The organism is Mesorhizobium sp. LjRoot246 (genome assembly GCF_964254115.1).
Classification (GTDB): Bacteria; Pseudomonadota; Alphaproteobacteria; order Rhizobiales; family Rhizobiaceae; genus Mesorhizobium.
The window spans coordinates 1,683,526-1,702,283 of sequence record NZ_CAXUSN020000001.1; the positions used below are offsets into that span (position 1 = coordinate 1,683,526).

Below are 18,758 nucleotides of genomic sequence, written 5' to 3' on the forward strand. Positions count from 1 at the left end.
TGTCAGCAACTTCCGATGTAGACCTTGCCAGTCCATATAGGGCTTAAGGCGCTTGCCGTGCTTGACGCAAACCGGCTTTTCATGTCGATACGCCGGCAAAGAGGGTCCTCGAAACATCTCATGAACGCGCTGCCAGCAAATCCTCCAGACGAGACCCACGCCGCGCTGCTTGGCCGGCTGGGCAGCCGTTCCGTTGTCTTTGTCGGGCTGATGGGCGCCGGCAAGACGGCGATCGGCCGCAAGGTGGCGACGATGCTGGCGCTGCCCTTCATCGATAGCGATCAGGAGATCGAAAGCGTTTCGCGCATGACCGTTCCGGAGCTGTTCGAGCGCTATGGCGAGACGGAATTCAGGGCGCTGGAGCAGCGCGTCATCCTGCGCGTGCTGGAAAACGGCCCGCAAGTGCTGTCGACCGGCGGCGGCGCCTTCATGAACGCGCAGACGCGCGAGGCGATCGCAGCGCACGGCGTGTCGGTGTGGCTGAAGGCCGAGCTCGACCTTTTGATGGACCGCGTCTCCAAGAAACAGAATCGGCCGCTCCTGAAAAGCACCGACCCCCGCGCCGTGCTGGAGCGGCTGATGAGCGAGCGCTATCCGGTCTACGCGACATCCGACGTCATCGTGCCGACCCGCGACGACCGCAAGGAGGTCATCGCCACCGAGGTGGTGGAGGCGCTGTGCCGGCATTTCGGCATCGATGAGACTGCCGCTACAGGCGAGGTACGATCATGAGCGCGGACGAGCCAGTCATCGTCGAAGTCGGCCTTGGCGAGCGGACTTACGACATCCTGATCGGCTCGGGATTGTTGTCACGCGCGGGTGCGGAGATTTCGCAACGCCTGCCGGGCACGCGCGCCGCGGTCATCACCGACGCCAATGTCGCGGCAGCGCATCTCGATGCGCTGAGGGCCGTCCTCGAAACGAGTGGCATCCAGCCAGCCGTCATCACGCTTCCGCCTGGCGAGAAGACCAAGAGCTTTGTCCATCTGGAAGAGGTGGTCGACGGTGTGCTGGCCGCCAGGTTGGAGCGCGGCGACATCGTCATCGCTTTCGGCGGCGGCGTCATCGGCGACCTTGCCGGTTTCGCCGCCGGCATCGTGCGCCGCGGCATGAATTTCGTGCAGATCCCGACCTCGCTGCTGGCGCAGGTCGATTCCTCGGTCGGCGGCAAGACCGGCATCAACAGTGCGCGCGGCAAGAACCTTGTCGGCGTCTTCCATCAGCCGAAGCTGGTGCTGGCCGACACCGGAGTGCTCGATACGCTGCCGATCCGCGAATTCCGCGCCGGCTATGCCGAGCTTGCCAAATACGGGCTCATCGACCGGCCGGAGTTTTTTGCCTGGCTGGAAGAGAATTGGGCGAAGGTGTTTGCTGGCGGGCCGGAGAGGGCGCAGGCCATTGCCGAAGCCTGCCGCGCCAAGGCCGACGTGGTTGCGCGCGACGAGTTCGAGACCGGCGACCGCGCGCTGCTCAACCTCGGCCACACATTCGGCCACGCGCTGGAGGCCGCCACGCGGTACGACGGAAGCCGCCTCGTCCATGGCGAGGGCGTCGCCATCGGCATGGCGCTGGCGTACCGGTTCTCGTCGCGGCTCAACCTGGCAAGCCCCGACGACGCAGCGCGCGTCGAGGCGCATCTGCGCGCCGTCGGTCTGCCCTGGCGGATGGCGGATATTCCTGGCGATTTGCCGGACGCCGAGGCACTGCTTGCCTTCATCACGCAGGACAAGAAGGTGTCGCGCGGCGCGCTGACCTTCATCCTGACGCGCGGCATCGGCCAAGCCTTCATAGCCAAGGATGTGCCGGCCTCGGAAGTGCTGTCGTTCCTGAGGGAGAACCACCCAAAGGAAAGCGACCGGAGATGAGCGAGCCCGGCTGGATCGTCGTCGCCGTCCTCGCCATCCTCATCCTGCTGCTCGTTGCCGTGCGCACGCGCCTGCTTGCCATGTTCGGATACGAGCTGTCGCGCATCGAGCCGCAGCGCTCGAGTGAGGACGAGTTGCGCGGCGCGGTCGACGATTTCCGCCGTGACGGCCAGGTGGTGCGCGAGGACCGCGACCGCGTCGGCGGCCTGTTCGATCTCGCCGAACTCGAAGTCTCCGACATCATGGTCCACCGCACCAACATGCGCTCGGTCAATGCCGACAATGCGCCGGAAGCGGTGGTGCGCGAGATCCTGCAGAGCCCGCACACCCGCATGCCGCTGTGGAAGGGCTCACTCGACAACATCGTTGGCGTGCTGCACGCCAAGGATCTGCTACGCGCCTTAAACGAAGTCGGCAATGATTTCTCCAGGATCGATGTGATGAAGATCGCTTCGAAACCCTGGTTCGTGCCCGATACGACGACCTTGCAGGAACAGCTCAACGCCTTCCTGCGCCGCAAGGCGCATTTCGCCGTCGTCGTCGACGAATATGGCGAGGTCGAAGGGCTGGTGACGCTGGAGGACATCATCGAGGAGATCGTCGGCGAGATCGCCGACGAGCATGATGTCGACATCCAGGGTGTCAAGCAGGAGGCCGACGGCTCCGTCGTCGTCGATGGCACTGTGTCTATCCGCGACCTCAACCGCGCGCTCGACTGGAACCTGCCGGATGAGGAGGCCACCACCATTGCCGGCCTCGTCATCCACGAGACGCAGTCGATCCCCGAGGAGAAGCAGGCTTTTACGTTCCACGGCAAGCGCTTCACCGTCATGAAGCGCGACAAGAACCGGATCGCCAGGCTGCGGATCAGGCCGGCCGGCGACGCCTGAACGCGTCGAGGGCCACGAGAACCGGGGCAACCTCATTCCGCGATCTGGCTCGTCGAGCGTTCGTTGAGAGTCGCGCCGGTCTCGGCGTCCACTGCCGCCAAGCTGACGTCATAGCCCCAAAGCCTGCGGATGTGACGAAGCGTGGCATCGCGGCTGGTATCCTCGAGAAGGATGCCGTGATTGACTTTGTGCTGCAGTCGCAAATGGCGGTCGCCGAGCAGATCGACATCCACCACCTGAATATCCGGCCGGTTCGCGCCAAGATCGTAACTGTTGGCGAGCGCGGCGCGTATCTTGTCGTAGCCGCGCTCGTTGTGAATCGAGGTGACCTGGCAATGCGGTTGGTCGGCAGCGTCGCCGAGCACGAAAAACCGCCATTTCCGGATCAAGGCCGGACTGAGATACTGGCGGATGAAGGACTCGTCGCGGTGGTCAGCCCAGGCGTCGAGCAGGATCTCGCGCCAGTTGCCGTGGCCGGCGATGTCGGGGAACCAATCGCGGTCCTCGGCCGTCGGTTTGGTTGAGATGCGCTGAATGTCCTGCATCATGTCGAGGCCGAGCGCATACGGGTTGATGCCGGAAAAGCGCGGATCGTCGAACGCCGGCTGGAAAATCACGTTGGAATGATTGCGCAGGATTTCGAGCATGGCGCCTTCGCTGATCTGGCCGCGGTCAAACAGCATGTTCATCAGCGTATAGTGCACGAAAGTGGCACAGCCCTCGTTCATCACCTGTGTCTGCCGCTGCGGGTAAAAATATTGCGCAATGACACGAACGATCCTGATGATCTCACGCTGCCAAGGCTCCAGGATCAAGCTGTTCTTTTCCAGGAAATAAAGCAGGTTTTCTTCGGGCAGGTTGAGCGATTTCTTCCGCTCCGGGTCAGGACGCTTGTTGTTGGCCCCTTGCTGCGAAGGCGGCAGCGTACGCCATAAATCATTGTAGGACTGCTCTTCGTATTCGAGGCGCTCGCGAAGCCCTTCGCGCTGCCGCTCCGACGACAGCTTCGGCGGCCGGTGATAGCGAAACACGCCCTGATCCATCAGTGCGTGGGCGGAATCAAGAACAGCCTCGACGGCAGCGAGGCCGTGCCGCTCCTCGCAACGGACAATGTAGCCCTTGGCGAAGTCCAGGTAGCTGAGAATCGCCCCAGCGTCCGTCCACTGTTTGAACAGCTGATTGTTCTTGAAAAAATGGTTGTGCCCGAGCGCGGCATGGGCTGTCACCAAGGCCTGCAGGGCCATGGTGTTTTCCTCCATCAGATAGACGATGCAGGGATTGGAATTGATGACCAGTTCATAGGCAAGCCCCCGCCCGCCTTTGCGATAGAGCAGATCCTGGTGCAGGAAATGTTTACCGAAAGACCAGTGACGGTACATTAGTGGCATGCCGATAGACGAATAGGCGTCGAGCATCTGCTGTGAGGAGATGATCTCCATTTGCACGGGATAGGTATCCAGATGAAGCTCTTCGACCGCGATAGCCTCGATCGCGTCATGGGTCCGCGACAATGTCTTGAAATCCCAGTCGGATCCTGAAAAAAGCAGGCTGGATTTACTGGCTTGTCTGGCCATCGAGAACCCCTCACGCTCTCTTGAGGGAAGGCGGCTGTCTGCCGAAGAGCTGGCGAAAGACCGGGTAGATATCGGCGGGCGTGGCGATGCGGCTCATCTGGAAGTTCGGCCATTTCACGTCGATTGCGCTATAGGCACGCCACAGCGATGTCCCATTTTCGGTGGTGCCGAAGATATGGGCTTCACGTTCGTCGATGATCTCGACATAGGCAAAATACTGGCACAGCCGCATGAGCTTACCGTTGAGCAACGCTATGCATCGCTCTGAATCGCCGGCGAAATTGTCGCCGTCAGAGGCCTGGGCGGCGTAGATGTTCCATTCGTGGACGGGGTAACGTTCGTCAATAATGCGGTGCATTTCCTCGAGCGCGGTGGAAACGACAGTGCCGCCGCTTTGGGTGTTGTAGAAGAATGTTTCCTCGTCGACCTCCTGAGCCAGATGCGTGTGGCGGATGAAGACGATTTCGATGCGGTCGTACCGCCGTTTCAGGAACAGGTGCAGCAGCACGAAGAAGCGCTTGGCCAGATCCTTCTCGCGCTCGCCCATGGACCCGGACACATCCATCAGACAGAACATGACGGCATTGGCATTCGGCACCGGCCGGAGATCGAAGCGGTTGAAGCGGATGTCGACCGGATCGACATAGGCAATTCGCCTGCGCCGCCGCTCCAGCCGGTCAAGCTCTTCGCGCAATGCCGCAATGCGCTGGCGCGCCGCTGCACTGGGTGGCACCTCCTCAAACGTGGCGATTTCCCGGAGGATCGCGTCCAACTCCTCCTGCTTAGGACGCCTCAACGCAATGCGGCGGCCATGGCTGTTGCGCATCGTGCGCCCAACATTGATGTTGGTCGGTGAACCGGTGGTGGCGAAGCCAGCCCGGCGCGGCTTGAAGGCAAGGATCTCCTTGAGGTTGAGCTTGACCATATCTGGGAGTTCGAGATCCTCGAAAAAAAGATCGAGCACCTCTTCGCGTGACAGCACGAAACGAAAGTCGTCTTCAGACTCCGTATTTCCCGGGGACGATGCTCCCCCGCCTCCGCCGGGCTTGGGGATCAGATCTCCAGCGGAGAAATGCCTGTTGCCCGGCAGGATGTGCTGGCGCCTGCCGCTGTCGCGGGCGTTGTTGAAGGTCGGCTCGCCCGTGCCTCTTTCGGGCATGCGCACGGCGTGCTCGGCATCCGCGTCGGCGATTCTGCCGGTGCGGATCTGATCGCGTATGCTCCGCTTCAGTTCCTCGCGCGCACGCCTGAGAAAGCGCTGGCGATTGCCGAGGCTCTTGTCCTTTGGATTCAGGCGACGGTCGATGAAGATCGGCATGGACCCATCCGGGCTCTCTCAACCCGCCTTGTTCACTCGCATATACCAATCCACAAGGCGACGCACCTGCCGCTGGGTGTAGCCGCGCTCAACCATACGCTGCACGAATTCATTGTGGCGTTTTTCCGTGACGCTGTCCTGCTTGGAACCGAAGCTGATCACCGGCAGGAGATCTTCGACCTGTCCGAACATCCGCTTCTCGATGACTTCGCGCAGCTTTTCATAACTCGTCCATGACGGGTTGCGGCCGTCGTTCCTTGCGCGAGCGCGCAGCGTGAACTTCACAACCTCGTTGCGGAAGTCCTTGGGATTGGCGATGCCGGCCGGTTTTTCGACCTGGGACAATTCCTTGTCCAATACCTCGCGATTGAGCACCTGGCCGGTATCTGGATCCTTGTAGTCCTGATCCTCGATCCAGGCATCGGCATAGGCGATGTAACGGTCGAAGAGGTTCTGGCCATACTCGCTGTACGATTCCAGATAGGCCTTCTGGATTTCGTGGCCGATGAACTCGGCATAGCGCGTTGCCAGTTCCGACTTGATGAACTCGAGATAGGCAGCTTCCATCTCCTTTGGAAACTGCTCGCGCTTGATCGCCTCTTCCAGGATGTACATCAGATGCACGGGATCGGCAGCCACCTCCTTCGTATCGTAGTTGAATGTCTGCGACAGGATCTTGAAGGCGAAGCGTGTGCTGACGCCGGTCATGCCTTCGGCGACGCCGGCGGCGTCGCGATATTCCTGGACCGACTTCGCCTTGGGGTCGACTTCCCTGAGGTTCTCGCCGTCATAGGCGCGCATCTTGGTGTAGAGCGGCGAATTGTCATGCTCGGCAAGGCGGGTTGAGACGGTGAAGCGGCTGAGAATGTCCAGCACCTCGGGGGCGCAGGGGCTGGCGGCCAATTCGCTCTCTCGCAGCAGCTTTTCGTAAATCTGCCTCTCTTCGGTTATGCGCAGGCAATACGGCACCTTGACCACGAGGATGCGGTCGAGAAAGGCCTCGTTGTTCTTGTTGTTCTTGAACTGTTGCCATTCCGATTCGTTGGAATGGGCCACGATGATCCCCTGATAGGGAAAGGCGCCGAAATTCTCGGTACCGTTGTAGCTGCCTTCCTGGGTCGCCGTCAGCAACGGATGCAGGACCTTGATGGGCGCCTTGAACATCTCGACGAATTCGAGCAGGCCCTGGGTGGTCCGGTTCAGTCCACCGCTATAGGAATAGGCGTCCGGATCGGATTGGCTGAAGTTTTCCAGTTGCCGGATGTCGACCTTGCCGACCAGGGCCGAGACGTCCTGATTGTTCTCGTCGCCGGGCTCGGTCTTGGCGATGCCGATCTGGCGTAGTCGCGAAGGCATCAGCTTGACCACGCTGAACTTGGAAATATCACCGGACAGTTCGTCGAGGCGCTTGGCCGCCCATGGCGAAATGAGCCCGTTCAACCGGCGCCGGGCAATGCCGTATTTATCCTGCAGCAGGTCGCCCATGCGATCGGGATGGAAAAGGCCAAGTGGCGATTCGAAAACCGGGCTGACCTGGTTGCCGACCTTCAGCGTGTAGATTGGGCGCTGCTCCATCAACTTCTTCAGCCGCTCGGCAAGGGAGGATTTGCCGCCGCCGACCGGGCCGAGCAAGTAGAGGATTTGCTTGCGCTCCTCGAGCCCTTGGGACGCATAGCGAAAATAGCCGGCGATGCGCTCGATTGTGTCCTCCATGCCATAGAAATCTGCAAAGGAGGGGTACACCTTGACGGTCCGGTTGGAGAAAATGCGGCCAAGCCGCTCATCCTTGCTGGTGTCGAGTAGGTTCGGCTCGCCGATCGCCTCGACCATCCGTTCAGGCGCCGAGGCATACATCGATCTGTCCTCGCGGCAGGCAAGGAGATATTGCTGGAGGCTGATCTCCTCCTGCGCCGCGCCCGTATAAATTTCCGAAAACAGATCGAAGACGTCAGACTGGTTCTCTCGCATGATGTTCTTGCCCTCGGAGCCGTTCTGGGTGCCTGACGGCTCATCATAGATTCAACTGCTGGAAAGCATTGTGGTTCCCTTCACATGAAGGAGAGCGCGTGCATCTGGCATTTGAAACCCGGGGACGCCACTCATGTGGCTGGAATGCTTGCCCAAATACTTAGGTGGTGATGGCCAGATGAGACCGTCAAGGGGCAGATATTGATTTCGTGAACTGAACTGCAAGCGCAGTGCATTTGATGCGGCCTGATGCTGCGAGAGTTGCGACCCGATGCGAGTTCGACGAAGCCCGGTTGATCCGGCCTCCTCTACCTGGGTATTGCCAATCCTTAACTGGACGCTCGTGGCGCTTGCGGGCACTGTTGGCCAATACGGCCGGGAGACCATGATGATCGATCGACGAAGCCTCATTCTGGCCTCCGTGGCGGCGATGCTGCCATTGGGAGCATCGGCCGCGCGGCGCCCGCGCCAACCCGCGCCAAAAACCTTCGATTACGGGCCGGCCAAGCTCGACATCTATGCGCCCGATGGTGCAACCGGCCTGCCGGTCGTGTTTTTCGTCCATGGCGGCACCTGGCAGTTCGGCAAACGCAGCCAGGTCAACGCCAAGCCAGCCTTCCTGCTCGCCAACGGCTTCTGCTTCGTCTCCATTGACTACCGTCTGTTGCCGGAGGCCAACGTCGCCACCCAGGCCGGCGACGTCGAAAAGGCCTATACCCATATCAGGGCCAACATCGCCCGGCATGGCGGCGACCCTAACCGCATCGTCGGCATGGGCCATTCGGCTGGCTGCCATCTGATTGCGCTGACCGGCATGCGCGGCGGGCTGTCCGGCGTCGCGGCGCTCATCCTCGATGATACAAGGGCCTATGATCTTGCCGCGCTGGCCAAAAATGGCGGCATGGTGCGGGCCTATGCGCGCGTCTTTTCCGACCCTTCGCAATGGGCGGCACTTTCGCCGGCCAGCTACATCGACGGCCGCAAGCATCCGCCGACTTTCATCGCCTATTCGCGGGCGTCGGGCCGTGGCGAGGTTTCGAAGGCCTTTGCCGAGCGTCTGCGCGCGACCGGCACCAAGGTTACACTGTTCGACGGCAGCGCCTATACGCATATGTCGATCAATCGCGATTTCGGCGAGGACGGCGACGCGCTGACCGCTGCGGCGCTGGCATTCCTGAAATCGGCGGTCGGCTGATTGAGGCGCGTGTGTTGGCGACTGGATCAGATCAAAAGCACTGGCGGGATATTGCTGCGCGGATGCTCGTGGGTGCAATTGCTGTGCGATCTTGAGCGGGAGAGAATTGCATGAACGGCGCCGATGTCCTGTGTGACGTGCTTCTGGCCAACGATGTGACAGTCTGCTTCGCCAATCCCGGCACGTCCGAAATGCATTTTGTTGCAGCGCTTGACCGCAAGCCGCAGATGCGTTGCGTGCTCGGCCTGTTCGAAGGCGTGGTGACGGGTGCTGCCGATGGCTACGCGCGCATGACCGATCGGCCGGCTGCGACGCTGATGCATACTGGGCCAGGCCTGGCCAATGGCCTCGCCAACATGCACAATGCGCGACGTGCCTTCAGTCCGATGATCAACATCGTCGGCGATCATGCCTCCTACCATCTGTCGCTCGATGCCCCGCTCACCAGCGATATCGAAGGCCTTGCGGCGCCGATGTCGACCTGGGTCGGCCGCGTCAACGGACCGGCCGATGTCGCGCCGGCCGCGGAGGCCGCTTTTCGCGCCTCATTGACGCCACCGGGGGTGGCGACGCTGATCCTGCCGGCGGATGCTGCCTGGGGCGAAGTCGACGCGGTCTCGGTCGGCAAGGTGAAGCTGTCGCCAATGCCGGCCGTCGATATGGACGCGGTAAGAAAGATCGCCGGGGCGATCCGTTCCGCTCCGGGCCGCGTCGGCATGGTCGTTCGCGGGAAGGCCGCACGAGCCGATGCGCTCGCCATCGCCGGGCAGATCTCGGCGGGCAGCGATGTCCGCCTGTTCAGCGAGGTTCTGATCGCCCGGATGCAACGCGGGCGCGGGCGTGTCGCGCCGACCCGCATCCCTTATCCGGTCGACGCAGCGACGGCTATGCTGAGCGAAGTCGACGTCCTGATCCTAGTCGGCGGGAAGGAACCGGTTGCCTTCTTCGCCTATCCGGGAAAACCGGGACGGCTCGTCCGTGAGGATTGCCGGGTGCTGACGCTGGCGGCGCATGGCGAGGATCTGCATGCGGCGCTGGAAGCGCTTCGCGACGAACTCGGCATCAAGCCGTCGCAACAACAGGTGTTCGCAACCGGTTTTCCCGACGAGACAATGCCGAACGGCAGGCTGACGGAAGATGCGATTGCGCTGTCGGTTGCGCGCAAGCTGCCGGCCGATGCGATCATCTGCGACGAGGCGGTCACCTCGGCGCGGCGTTTCTTCGCGCTGTCGGCCTTTGCCGCGCCGCACGACTACATGATGGGCACGGGCGGATCGATCGGCGGCGGCATCCCGTTGGCAACCGGGGCGGCGATCGCCTGTCCGGACCGCAAGGTGATCAATCTCGAGGCTGACGGTAGCGGCATGTACACGGTGCAGGGGCTGTGGACGCAGGCGCGGGAAAATCTCGACGTGGTGACGATTGTGTTTTCCAACCGGACCTACGCGATCCTGCACGGCGAGATGAAGAATGTCGGTGTCGGCGCCATCGGCAAAAATGCCCGGCGCATGCTCGACCTCGACCATCCGTCGCTGGACTGGGTTTCGCTCGCCCAAGGAATGGGCGTCGAGGCGGCTCGCGCCGATACATGCGAACGCTTCGACGCACTACTGGACAGCGCCTTGTCGCGGCGCGGACCGTTCCTGATCGAAGCGGTGCTCTGAGCGCGGCGGAACCGAGCTACCAGCGGGTCTTTTCGCCGGGAGCCGCCGGTTCGATCGCCAACGCGTGCACGCCGGCCTTCAGTTCGTCGGCAAGCAGTTCGTTAACGGCGCGGTGACGGTCGATGCGGCTCATGCCGGCAAAGGCGGAAGCGACGACGCGGACGCGAAAATGCGTCTCGCCGGTGCCGTCATAGGTGCCGTGATGATCGGATCCGTTGTGGTGATGGCCGGCATGGAGATGGCTCTCGTTGATGATGACCAGCCGCTCCGGCGAGAACGCCTTGTTGAGCTTGTCTTCCATGGTCGTCTGTATGGACATCGCCGTCTCCCTTCACCACATATGGCCGGCACACCGGCCTCGAAACCGAAAATCGATCTTCGCAAAGCCACTACCGCGCAACAAAATCAGCCATTCGTCTGCTTTATGCCGCGATTCAGCGGTTAGGGCGATGATCGCGAAAATGTCAATTCTTGTTTCGCATCTGCGAACGCCCCATAAATGGGTTAGATGAAGCCGTACCCCAAATATTTCGAGAAGATTCGCGTCCGTCCCGACAAGGACGCGGAGCTGAAGTCCCACTCGCCTATCTGCCAGTGGGACGGCTGCAAGGAGGCGGGCACCCATCGCGCGCCGGTCGGGCGCATGAAGGAGGGCGAGTATTTCCGCTTCTGCTTCGACCATGTGCGCGAGTACAACAAGGGATTCAACTATTTCTCCGGCGTGCCGGACACCGAGGTCGCGCGCTTCCAGAAGGAAGCGATGACCGGCCACCGGCCGACCTGGAAGATGGGCGCCACCGGCCCCTCGACGCGTTCGTCGCCCGATATGGCGCAGATGCGCTCCGGCCGCGCCGGCTACTACAACCGCATGCGCGACCCGTTCGACCTGTTCAAGGGGCCGAAGGATCCGCGCGAGGCGCGTGAGCGCAAGGCTAAGCCGCTTGAGGCCAAGGCGCTGGAAACGCTTGGCCTTGATACAAAGGCGACTGGCAAGGAGATCAAGGCGCGCTATAAGGAACTGGTGAAACTCCACCATCCGGATGCGAATGGTGGCGACAGAGGTTCGGAAGACCGGTTCCGCGATGTGCTGCAGGCCTATCGCGTGCTCAAACAGGCGGGCCTGTGCTGAGCGACCATTCGGTTCGTGTCGTTTTCCAACTTTCATAAGGTTGGAAAAGGCTCTAAGACCGCCCCCGGACAAAATCGATTGCCGGCGAAATCAGGCTTTTCGCCCGTGGAGATGTTGAGAGATATGAACAAGGTCGATCGTGACATCGCCAACCTGCCCGACACGACGGTGTCGGTGAAGGAGAAATTCGGCTTCGAGTCCAAGATGGTGGTTCCGGCCTATTCGGTGACATCAGAGCATGTGCCCGACATTGATCCGGACTATCTGTTCGACAAGAACACGACGATGGCGATCCTCGCGGGCTTTGCCTACAACCGCCGCGTCATGGTGTCGGGCTATCACGGCACCGGCAAGTCGACCCATATCGAACAGGTCGCCGCCCGCCTCAATTGGCCCTGCGTGCGCGTCAACCTCGACAGCCATGTCAGCCGTATCGATCTCGTCGGCAAGGACGCGATCGTCGTCAAGGACGGCTTGCAGATCACCGAATTCCGCGACGGCATCCTGCCTTGGGCCTACCAGCACAATGTCGCGCTTTGCTTCGACGAGTATGACGCCGGCCGGCCGGACGTGATGTTCGTCATCCAGCGCGTGCTGGAATCGTCGGGCCGGCTGACGCTGCTCGACCAGAGCCGGGTCATTCGGCCGCATCCGGCGTTCCGGCTGTTTTCGACCGCCAACACGGTCGGTCTCGGCGACACCACCGGCCTCTATCACGGCACCCAGCAGATCAACCAGGCGCAGATGGACCGCTGGTCGATCGTCACCACGCTGAACTACCTGCCGCACGACAATGAAGTCGCCATCGTGCTGGCCAAGGCCAAGCACTATCGCGATAGCAAGGGTAAGGAGATCGTCAACAAGATGGTGCGCGTCGCCGACATGACGCGCTCGGCCTTCATCAATGGCGATCTGTCGACCGTGATGAGCCCGCGTACTGTCATCACCTGGGCCGAGAATGCCGAGATCTTCGGCAATATCGGCATGGCGTTCCGGCTGACCTTCCTCAACAAGTGCGACGAGCTCGAGCGCTCAGTGGTGGCCGAGTTCTATCAGCGCGCCTTCGGCGAGGATCTGCCCGAGAGCGCCGCCAACGTGGTGCTGGGCTAAGCAGAGTCTCGATGGCGGGTCCGGGCGACAACACGCGCAACAAGTCGAAGACGGGGTCTGAAGCCGACAGCTTCAAGCGCGCCGTCACGGTCTGCATGCGTGCCATTGCCGGCGACAAGGAACTGGAAGTCGGTTTCGCCAAGGATCGGCCGGCACTTGCCGGTAGCCGTGCGCGTTTGCCAGAACTGCCGAAGAAAGCGTCGAAGACTGATATCGCGATTACCCGCGGCCTCGGCGATTCCATGGCGCTGAAGCGCGCCTGCCACGATGTGCGCATCCACACCAAGCTGGCGCCGGAAGGCAAGGCGGCCCGCGCCATCTATGACGCGGTCGAGCAGGCTCGCGTCGAGGCGATAGGCTCGCGCGCCATGCAAGGCGTCGCCGACAATATCGGCTCGATGCTCGAGGACAAATACGCCAAGGCCAATCTCGTCGACGTCAAGGACAAGGCCGACGCGCCGATCGAGGAAGCGCTCGCGCTGATGGTGCGCGAGAAGCTGACCGGCCGGCCGATCCCGAAGAGCGGCGAGCGGCTGGTCGAACTCTGGCGGCCTTGGGTCGAGGAAAAGGCCAAGGCCGATCTCGACGGACTGTCGGCAAAGCTCGGCGACCAGCAGGCCTTCGCCCGCGTCGTGCGCGAGATGCTCGCCTCCATGGAGATGGCCGAGGAACTCGGCGACGACCAGGAGACGGAAGACTCCGAGGACAATGATGACAACCAGCCGCAAGGCGAGGAGCAGAGCGAGGAGGGCGGCGAAGAGGATTCCGGCTCCGAGCAGTCGCAGTCCGAGGATGCCGAGGCTTCGGCCGACGATGAGCAATCAGCCGAGACGGAAGCCTCCGACGCGACCGCCGACGACCTCTCCGACGATGACGATGCGGACGCCGAGACACCCGGCGAGGCGCGCCGCAACGACAATCCCTTCACCAATCTGCCAAAGGAAATTGACTACAAGGTCTTCACCACAGCTTTCGACGAGACGGTGGGCGCCGAGGAGCTTTGCGAAGAAGAAGAGCTCGACCGGCTGCGCGCCTTCCTCGACAAGCAGCTGGCCAATCTGTCCGGCGTCGTCGGCCGGCTGGCCAACCGGCTGCAGCGCCGGCTGATGGCGCAGCAGAACCGCTCCTGGGATTTCGACCTGGAAGAGGGTTACCTTGACCCGGCACGGCTGGTGCGCGTCGTCATCGACCCAATGCAGCCGCTGTCCTTCAAGCAGGAGCGCGACACCAAATTCCGTGACACGGTGGTGACGCTGGTGCTCGACAATTCCGGTTCCATGCGCGGCCGGCCGATCACGGTCGCCGCGACCTGCGCCGATATCCTGGCGCGCACGCTGGAGCGTTGCGGCGTCTCGGTCGAGATCCTCGGCTTCACGACACGAGCCTGGAAGGGCGGGCAGGCGCGCGAGAAGTGGCTGAAGGACGGCAAGCCGCCGAACCCCGGCCGGCTCAACGATCTGCGCCACATCATCTACAAATCCGCCGACCATCCGTGGCGGCGGGCACGGCGCAATCTCGGCCTGATGATGCGCGAGGGCCTGCTCAAGGAAAATATCGACGGCGAGGCGCTGCTGTGGGCGCACAACCGGCTGATCGCCCGGCCGGAACAGCGCAAGATCCTGATGATGATCTCGGACGGCGCGCCGGTCGACGATTCGACATTGTCGGTCAATCCGGGCAATTATCTCGAGCGCCATCTGCGCGCCGTCATCGAGCTGATCGAGACGCGTTCGCCGGTGGAACTGCTGGCCATCGGCATCGGCCATGACGTCACCCGCTACTACCGACGCGCCGTCACCATCGTCGATGCCGAGGAGCTGGCCGGCGCCATGACGGAGCAACTGGCTTCGTTGTTTGCCGAGGAAAGCGCGAAGGATACGCGGCGCGGCGGCATGCGGCGCGCCGGATGATCTCCAAGCGCGGCGGCTTTCAGCAGACGCTTTTCGCCGCAATCGCCCTGCTTTCCGGCGTGGCCTCGGCGGCAGCCGGTTCGGCTGATTCCATCTCGGTTGAACCGGTCGAAGTCTCGGCCCGCCCGATTGCCGAATTCCACATTGGCCATGCCGACAAGCAGTTCGGACCACTCGAATTCGTCGGCGGGCTGGAGATGACCTCGCCGACGCGCGATTTCGGCGCGCTGTCGGCCTTCCGCTTTCTAAAAGCCGGCGGCGATTTCATCGGCGTTGCCGACACCGGCTTCTGGTTCTTCGGAACAGTGGTCCGCGACGCCGACAAGCGGCCGTCCGGCATCCAGAATTTCCGCATGCAGCAGATGGTCGACGAAGCGGGCCGGGCGATCGACGAGAAGTGGGAGGTCGACGCCGAAGGCCTAGCGGTCAAGGACGGCGTCGCCACCGTCGGCTTCGAGCGCGATCACCATGTCGCCCAGTTCAAAATCGACCCTGCCGACATGAAGGCACCGTTCAAGCAGCTGGATTTCCTGGTGCCTGCCCGGGAACTGCGACAGAATCGCGGTTTCGAGACGGTCACCCACGCCAATGCCAACGGCCAGCACGAGGGCGGGCTGGTGGTGGTCTCCGAGAAGAGCCTCGACAAGGCCGGCAACATCTATGCCGCCATCATCGATGGGTCGCACAAGGGCGTCTTCACCGTCAAGCGCAATGGCGATTTCGACATCACCGACGGTGCCTTCCTGCCGGATGGCGACCTGTTGCTTCTGGAGCGCAGTTTTTCGATGGCCCGCGGCGTCAAGATGCGGCTGCGGCGCATCTATGGCGAGAGTGTCGAAAAGGGTGCCGTCGCCGACGGGCCGGTGCTGCTGGAGGCCGACATGGGCTACCAGATCGACAATATGGAAGGGCTCGACGTCTGGACCCGCAATGACGGCGCGCTGATGGTGTCGCTGATCTCCGACGACAACCACTCGATCCTGCAGCGCAACCTCTATCTGGAATTTATTCTGCACCAGGATTGAGCGACGCCTCCAACTGCGAACCTGAAGTTGAGGGTTTTCAACGGCGGCTGCGCATTTTCGCCAACGCCTTCCCCCACTCCGTCGCCGCTACGCGGCGCCACCTCTCCCCCCTCCGGAGGGAGAGGAAGGGCGCCAAGCTTTGCAAACTCACGCCCTTCCTCTACCCCGTCGATCGGGGGAGAGGTGGCGAGCGAAGCTCGACGGAGTGGGGGTCGACCTTTCATCGCTCAATTTCCGCTCGTCAAATTACTTTAGTCCACACTTGACAATTGACGCCAACCCCGCAATACTCAAGTCCATGCTTAACTATTCCGAGATCGACAGCATCTTGCGGGCTCTGGTCGAGCCGACACGCCGGCAGATCCTGGAAAGGTTGAGCCGTGGACCGGCCACCGTCAGCCAGCTGGCGGAGCCGTTCGGCATGACGTTCGCGGCAGTTCTGCAACATCTGCAGACGCTGGAAGCCTGCGGGCTGATCCGTAGCGAAAAGATCGGGCGGGTGCGCACCTGCCGGATCGAACCGGGCGGGCTTGCTCCGCTCGCCGACTGGATCACCGAACGTCGCATACCTGCAGAACGCCACCTCGACCGTCTCGGCCAAATCCTGGCGGAGGCGGATCAATCCCCCAAGAAAAGTCAGGACCAGGAAAAGGACGAACAGCCATGAACCAGATCGCCTCCGTCAAAGACGAGCATTCCGTCATCCACTCCACCTTCACCATCGAGCGGAGCTATCCACAATCGCCGGCCCGTGTCTTCCACGCCTTCGCTGACAAGGCGACGGTGCGGCGCTGGCGGGTCGAAGGCGATGGTTTTGCCATCGCCGAATTCAGCTTCGATTTTCGCGTCGGTGGCGGCGAGGTGTCGCGATTCAGCTATGCCGGCGGTCCGGAGGTCAGGCTCGACGCGCAGTTTCAGGATATCGTTCCCGACCAGCGCATCGTGTTTTCCTACCGGATGGCGATCGGGCCGCAGCCGATGTCGGCATCCCTTACCACTGTCGAACTGACGCCTTCAGGCGATGGCACGAGGCTGACCTACACCGAGCAGGGCGCCTTTTTCGACGGTGTCGATTCCGCCAAGGGACGAGAAGAGGGAACCCGTGGGCTGCTGGAAGCCCTTGCTGCGGATCTTCAGAAGTCAGGATCGTGAGCCGTTGGCGGCGATCCAGATGACATGGCGCGCGCCGCGCTTGCCGTTGGCGCGCGTGTTGACCTCTTCGACCGTGAAGCCTGCCTGCTTCAAACGTCGCGTGAAGCCGCTGTCGGGGCCTTGTGACCACACCGCCAGCACGCCACCCGGCTTGAGGGCGCTACGCGCTGCTCCCAGGCCCTGCAGGCTGTAAAGCGCATCGTTGGACTTGTGGACGATGCCTTCCGGGCCATTGTCGACATCGAGCAGAATGGCGTCCCAGGCCGCGGGCTGCGACCGGATCAGTTGCCCGACATCGGTTTCCTGGATGGTAACGCGCGGATCATCGAGAGAGCCGCCAAAGATTTCGGCCATCGGGCCGCGTGCCCAGGCGACGACGGCCGGCACCAGCTCGGCAACAACAATTTGTGCATCGTTGCCGAGTTCGGCGAGTGCGGCGCGCAGCGTAAAACCCATGCCAAGCCCGCCGATCAGGATTCTCGGCTGCCGATGGCCGGCAATCCGATCACAGGACAGTTTTGCCAGCGCTTCCTCGGAGCCGCTGAGACGGCTGTTCATCAGCTCGTTTGTGCCGAGCATGATCGAGAATTCTGACCCGCGCCGCTTGAGGCGAAGCTCCTGAGCGCCATCCGGGGTCTTTGCCGAATCGAGCTGGACCCAGGGAATCATGGTTTAAGCCGCAACCGCCGGCTGACTCCAGCGGGCGGCGAGCAGCCGGTAGGGGATGAGCGCGACCACGGCAATGATCAGTTTCACCGAGAGATCACCAAGCGCCCAGGAAACCCAGCGCATCGCATCGACATGGAAGATGCCCATCAAAGGTGCGGCTTCGAGCGCAAAGCTGTCGTTGGGACCGGCGAAGGCAAAGGCGGCCGAAAAAGCGACGGTGAAGAACACGGCGGTGTCGAATACCGATCCGACCAGCGTGCCGACGATCGGCGCGCGCCACCAGCTCTGCCGGCGCAGCCGGTTGAAGACGGTGACATCCAGCAATTGCGCGGCAAGGAACGCCGCGCCTGACGCCGCCGCGATGCGGACCAGCCGGTCGGCGGCGGTCTCGAATTCGATCAGGCCGTGGCGGAACAGGAAGGGCGGGACGAGGATCGAGCAGACCACCGCCGTCATGAAGCCGACAAAGACGATCCGGCGCGCCACAGCAGGCCCGTAGCGGCGGTTGGCGAGGTCGGTGACCAGAAAGGAGAAGGGGTAGGTGAAGGCGCCCCAGGTCAATAGGTCGGCCAGCGACAGGCCACCGATCTGGCCCTGCATCGGGAACTGCACGAGAATGTTCGATGCCACGACGACAAGCGCCATGGCGGCCACAAATGGCAGATATCGCGAGAAGGAAGTCATTTTTTTATCCTGGGTAATGGAACCAGCGGAGCGCATTCCGAAGGCGGACTACGCTAGCTTCGTAATTTGAGCACCGGATTGCCAAAACCTTGCGGCTTCGATCCGATGCCCAGGCCAACAAGAGGTTGGCCAGGGCGGTCGTCCCCCGCCTTTGAACGAGGTTAAGCGGCAGCCTGCTCGGCGACCTTCTTGGCGATCTGCTTCTTCAGCAGACGCGCGCGCTGCGACAATTCCTTGACATCGGCCTTGGCCAGGAAGGCGTCGAGGCCGCCGCGATGTTCCACCGAACGCAGCGCGTTGGCTGAGATGCGCAGGCGCACATTCTGGTTCAGCGCTTCCGAAATCAGCGTCACATTGACGAGGTTCGGCAGGAAGCGACGCTTGGTCTTGTTGTTGGCGTGGCTCACATTGTTGCCGGACATGACTGCCTTGGCAGTGAGTTCGCAGGTGCGGGACATGGTTCTAACCTTCAGTTCTCGGGGTCTGCCAAACACTCAAGCCCACGCCGGGTGGCGCGCGGTTCTGGTCAGGCGGCCTTATGGAAAAAGTTGGCGTTCCATAGTTGCATTTCGCCGAGGCGTCAAGCTCCGGCTTGCCCACGGATG

General features: G+C 62.1%; 18 protein-coding genes. 11 read left to right on the forward strand and 7 right to left on the reverse strand.

Annotated features, from left to right (window positions below):
* The first annotated feature begins 120 nt into the window (after nt 1-120).
* Genes ACSQ3L_RS08065 through ACSQ3L_RS08075 form a run of 3 tightly spaced genes read left to right on the forward strand, consistent with a single transcriptional unit; the run spans nt 121 to nt 2,755 of the window.
* Entirely contained in the window at nt 121-732 is a 612-nt protein-coding gene (locus ACSQ3L_RS08065; protein WP_436159463.1) for a shikimate kinase, read from the forward strand.
* The gene (aroB, locus tag ACSQ3L_RS08070; RefSeq protein ID WP_436159464.1) at nt 729-1,865 is read left to right on the forward strand and encodes a 3-dehydroquinate synthase; all 1,137 of its coding nucleotides are present in this window, start codon (nt 729-731) and stop codon (nt 1,863-1,865) included. The genes ACSQ3L_RS08065 and aroB overlap by 4 nt, the downstream gene beginning before the upstream one ends.
* Nucleotides 1,862-2,755 carry an HlyC/CorC family transporter gene (locus ACSQ3L_RS08075; protein WP_436159465.1) on the forward strand — a complete coding sequence of 298 codons (894 nt, stop codon included), beginning with the start codon at nt 1,862-1,864 and terminating at the stop codon, nt 2,753-2,755. Before aroB ends, ACSQ3L_RS08075 begins: the two co-directional genes overlap by 4 nt.
* Nucleotides 2,756-2,787: 32 nt before the next feature.
* Here the strand turns inward: ACSQ3L_RS08075 and ACSQ3L_RS08080 are convergent, their stop codons facing one another.
* The 3 genes from ACSQ3L_RS08080 to ACSQ3L_RS08090 are packed head-to-tail and all read right to left on the reverse strand — an operon-like array spanning nt 2,788 to nt 7,615.
* Nucleotides 2,788-4,329 (reverse strand): SpoVR family protein, encoded by a 1,542-nt coding sequence (locus ACSQ3L_RS08080; RefSeq protein ID WP_436159466.1) that lies wholly within the window; start codon nt 4,327-4,329, stop codon nt 2,788-2,790.
* A gap of 10 nt (nt 4,330-4,339) precedes the next feature.
* A complete protein-coding gene (locus ACSQ3L_RS08085) occupies nt 4,340-5,647 on the reverse strand; it encodes a YeaH/YhbH family protein (protein WP_436159467.1) in 1,308 nt (435 codons plus the stop codon).
* Between the two features lie 18 nt (nt 5,648-5,665).
* Nucleotides 5,666-7,615 carry a PrkA family serine protein kinase gene (locus ACSQ3L_RS08090; RefSeq protein WP_436159468.1) on the reverse strand — a complete coding sequence of 650 codons (1,950 nt, stop codon included), beginning with the start codon at nt 7,613-7,615 and terminating at the stop codon, nt 5,666-5,668.
* 388 nt (nt 7,616-8,003) lie between these two features.
* Here ACSQ3L_RS08090 and ACSQ3L_RS08095 point away from each other — a divergent pair, with 388 nt between their 5' ends.
* Together ACSQ3L_RS08095 and ACSQ3L_RS08100 are read left to right on the forward strand one after the other, a co-directional pair.
* Nucleotides 8,004-8,810, forward strand: a complete 807-nt coding sequence (locus ACSQ3L_RS08095; RefSeq protein ID WP_436159469.1) for an alpha/beta hydrolase — start codon at nt 8,004-8,006, stop codon at nt 8,808-8,810.
* Between the two features lie 110 nt (nt 8,811-8,920).
* Nucleotides 8,921-10,474: an acetolactate synthase large subunit gene (locus ACSQ3L_RS08100; RefSeq protein ID WP_436159470.1), complete on the forward strand. Its 1,554-nt coding sequence runs from the start codon at nt 8,921-8,923 to the stop codon at nt 10,472-10,474.
* A gap of 16 nt (nt 10,475-10,490) precedes the next feature.
* Here the strand turns inward: ACSQ3L_RS08100 and ACSQ3L_RS08105 are convergent, their stop codons facing one another.
* Complete coding sequence (locus ACSQ3L_RS08105) at nt 10,491-10,793, reverse strand: BolA family protein (protein ID WP_352659191.1); 303 nt, start codon at nt 10,791-10,793, stop codon at nt 10,491-10,493.
* A 189-nt stretch (nt 10,794-10,982) separates the two neighbouring features.
* On the opposite strand from ACSQ3L_RS08105, the gene ACSQ3L_RS08110 reads away from it, so the two are divergent.
* From ACSQ3L_RS08110 to ACSQ3L_RS08135, 6 genes are all read left to right on the forward strand, one after another.
* Complete coding sequence (locus ACSQ3L_RS08110; RefSeq protein ID WP_292190631.1) at nt 10,983-11,603, forward strand: J domain-containing protein; 621 nt, start codon at nt 10,983-10,985, stop codon at nt 11,601-11,603.
* A 123-nt stretch (nt 11,604-11,726) separates the two neighbouring features.
* On the forward strand, nt 11,727-12,713 hold the full coding sequence (cobS, locus tag ACSQ3L_RS08115; RefSeq protein ID WP_436159471.1) for a cobaltochelatase subunit CobS: 987 nt from the start codon (nt 11,727-11,729) through the stop codon (nt 12,711-12,713).
* 11 nt (nt 12,714-12,724) lie between these two features.
* Nucleotides 12,725-14,623, forward strand: a complete 1,899-nt coding sequence (gene cobT, locus ACSQ3L_RS08120) for a cobaltochelatase subunit CobT (RefSeq protein WP_183448136.1) — start codon at nt 12,725-12,727, stop codon at nt 14,621-14,623.
* Nucleotides 14,620-15,648 (forward strand): esterase-like activity of phytase family protein, encoded by a 1,029-nt coding sequence (locus ACSQ3L_RS08125; protein WP_436159472.1) that lies wholly within the window; start codon nt 14,620-14,622, stop codon nt 15,646-15,648. Before cobT ends, ACSQ3L_RS08125 begins: the two co-directional genes overlap by 4 nt.
* Nucleotides 15,649-15,946: 298 nt before the next feature.
* Complete coding sequence (locus ACSQ3L_RS08130; RefSeq protein WP_436163396.1) at nt 15,947-16,315, forward strand: ArsR/SmtB family transcription factor; 369 nt, start codon at nt 15,947-15,949, stop codon at nt 16,313-16,315.
* Nucleotides 16,312-16,800, forward strand: a complete 489-nt coding sequence (locus ACSQ3L_RS08135; protein ID WP_436159473.1) for an SRPBCC family protein — start codon at nt 16,312-16,314, stop codon at nt 16,798-16,800. Before ACSQ3L_RS08130 ends, ACSQ3L_RS08135 begins: the two co-directional genes overlap by 4 nt.
* Here ACSQ3L_RS08135 and ACSQ3L_RS08140 read toward each other — a convergent pair.
* From ACSQ3L_RS08140 to rpmB, 3 genes are all read right to left on the reverse strand, one after another.
* A complete protein-coding gene (locus tag ACSQ3L_RS08140; protein WP_436159474.1) occupies nt 16,789-17,469 on the reverse strand; it encodes a spermidine synthase in 681 nt (226 codons plus the stop codon). The two genes, ACSQ3L_RS08135 and ACSQ3L_RS08140, sit on opposite strands and share 12 nt — an antisense overlap.
* 3 nt (nt 17,470-17,472) lie before the next feature.
* Entirely contained in the window at nt 17,473-18,153 is a 681-nt protein-coding gene (locus ACSQ3L_RS08145; RefSeq protein ID WP_436159475.1) for a queuosine precursor transporter, read from the reverse strand.
* Between the two features lie 161 nt (nt 18,154-18,314).
* Nucleotides 18,315-18,611, reverse strand: coding sequence for a 50S ribosomal protein L28 (rpmB, locus tag ACSQ3L_RS08150; RefSeq protein ID WP_292178119.1), 297 nt, complete (start codon nt 18,609-18,611; stop codon nt 18,315-18,317).
* Between the last annotated feature and the right edge of the window lie 147 nt (nt 18,612-18,758).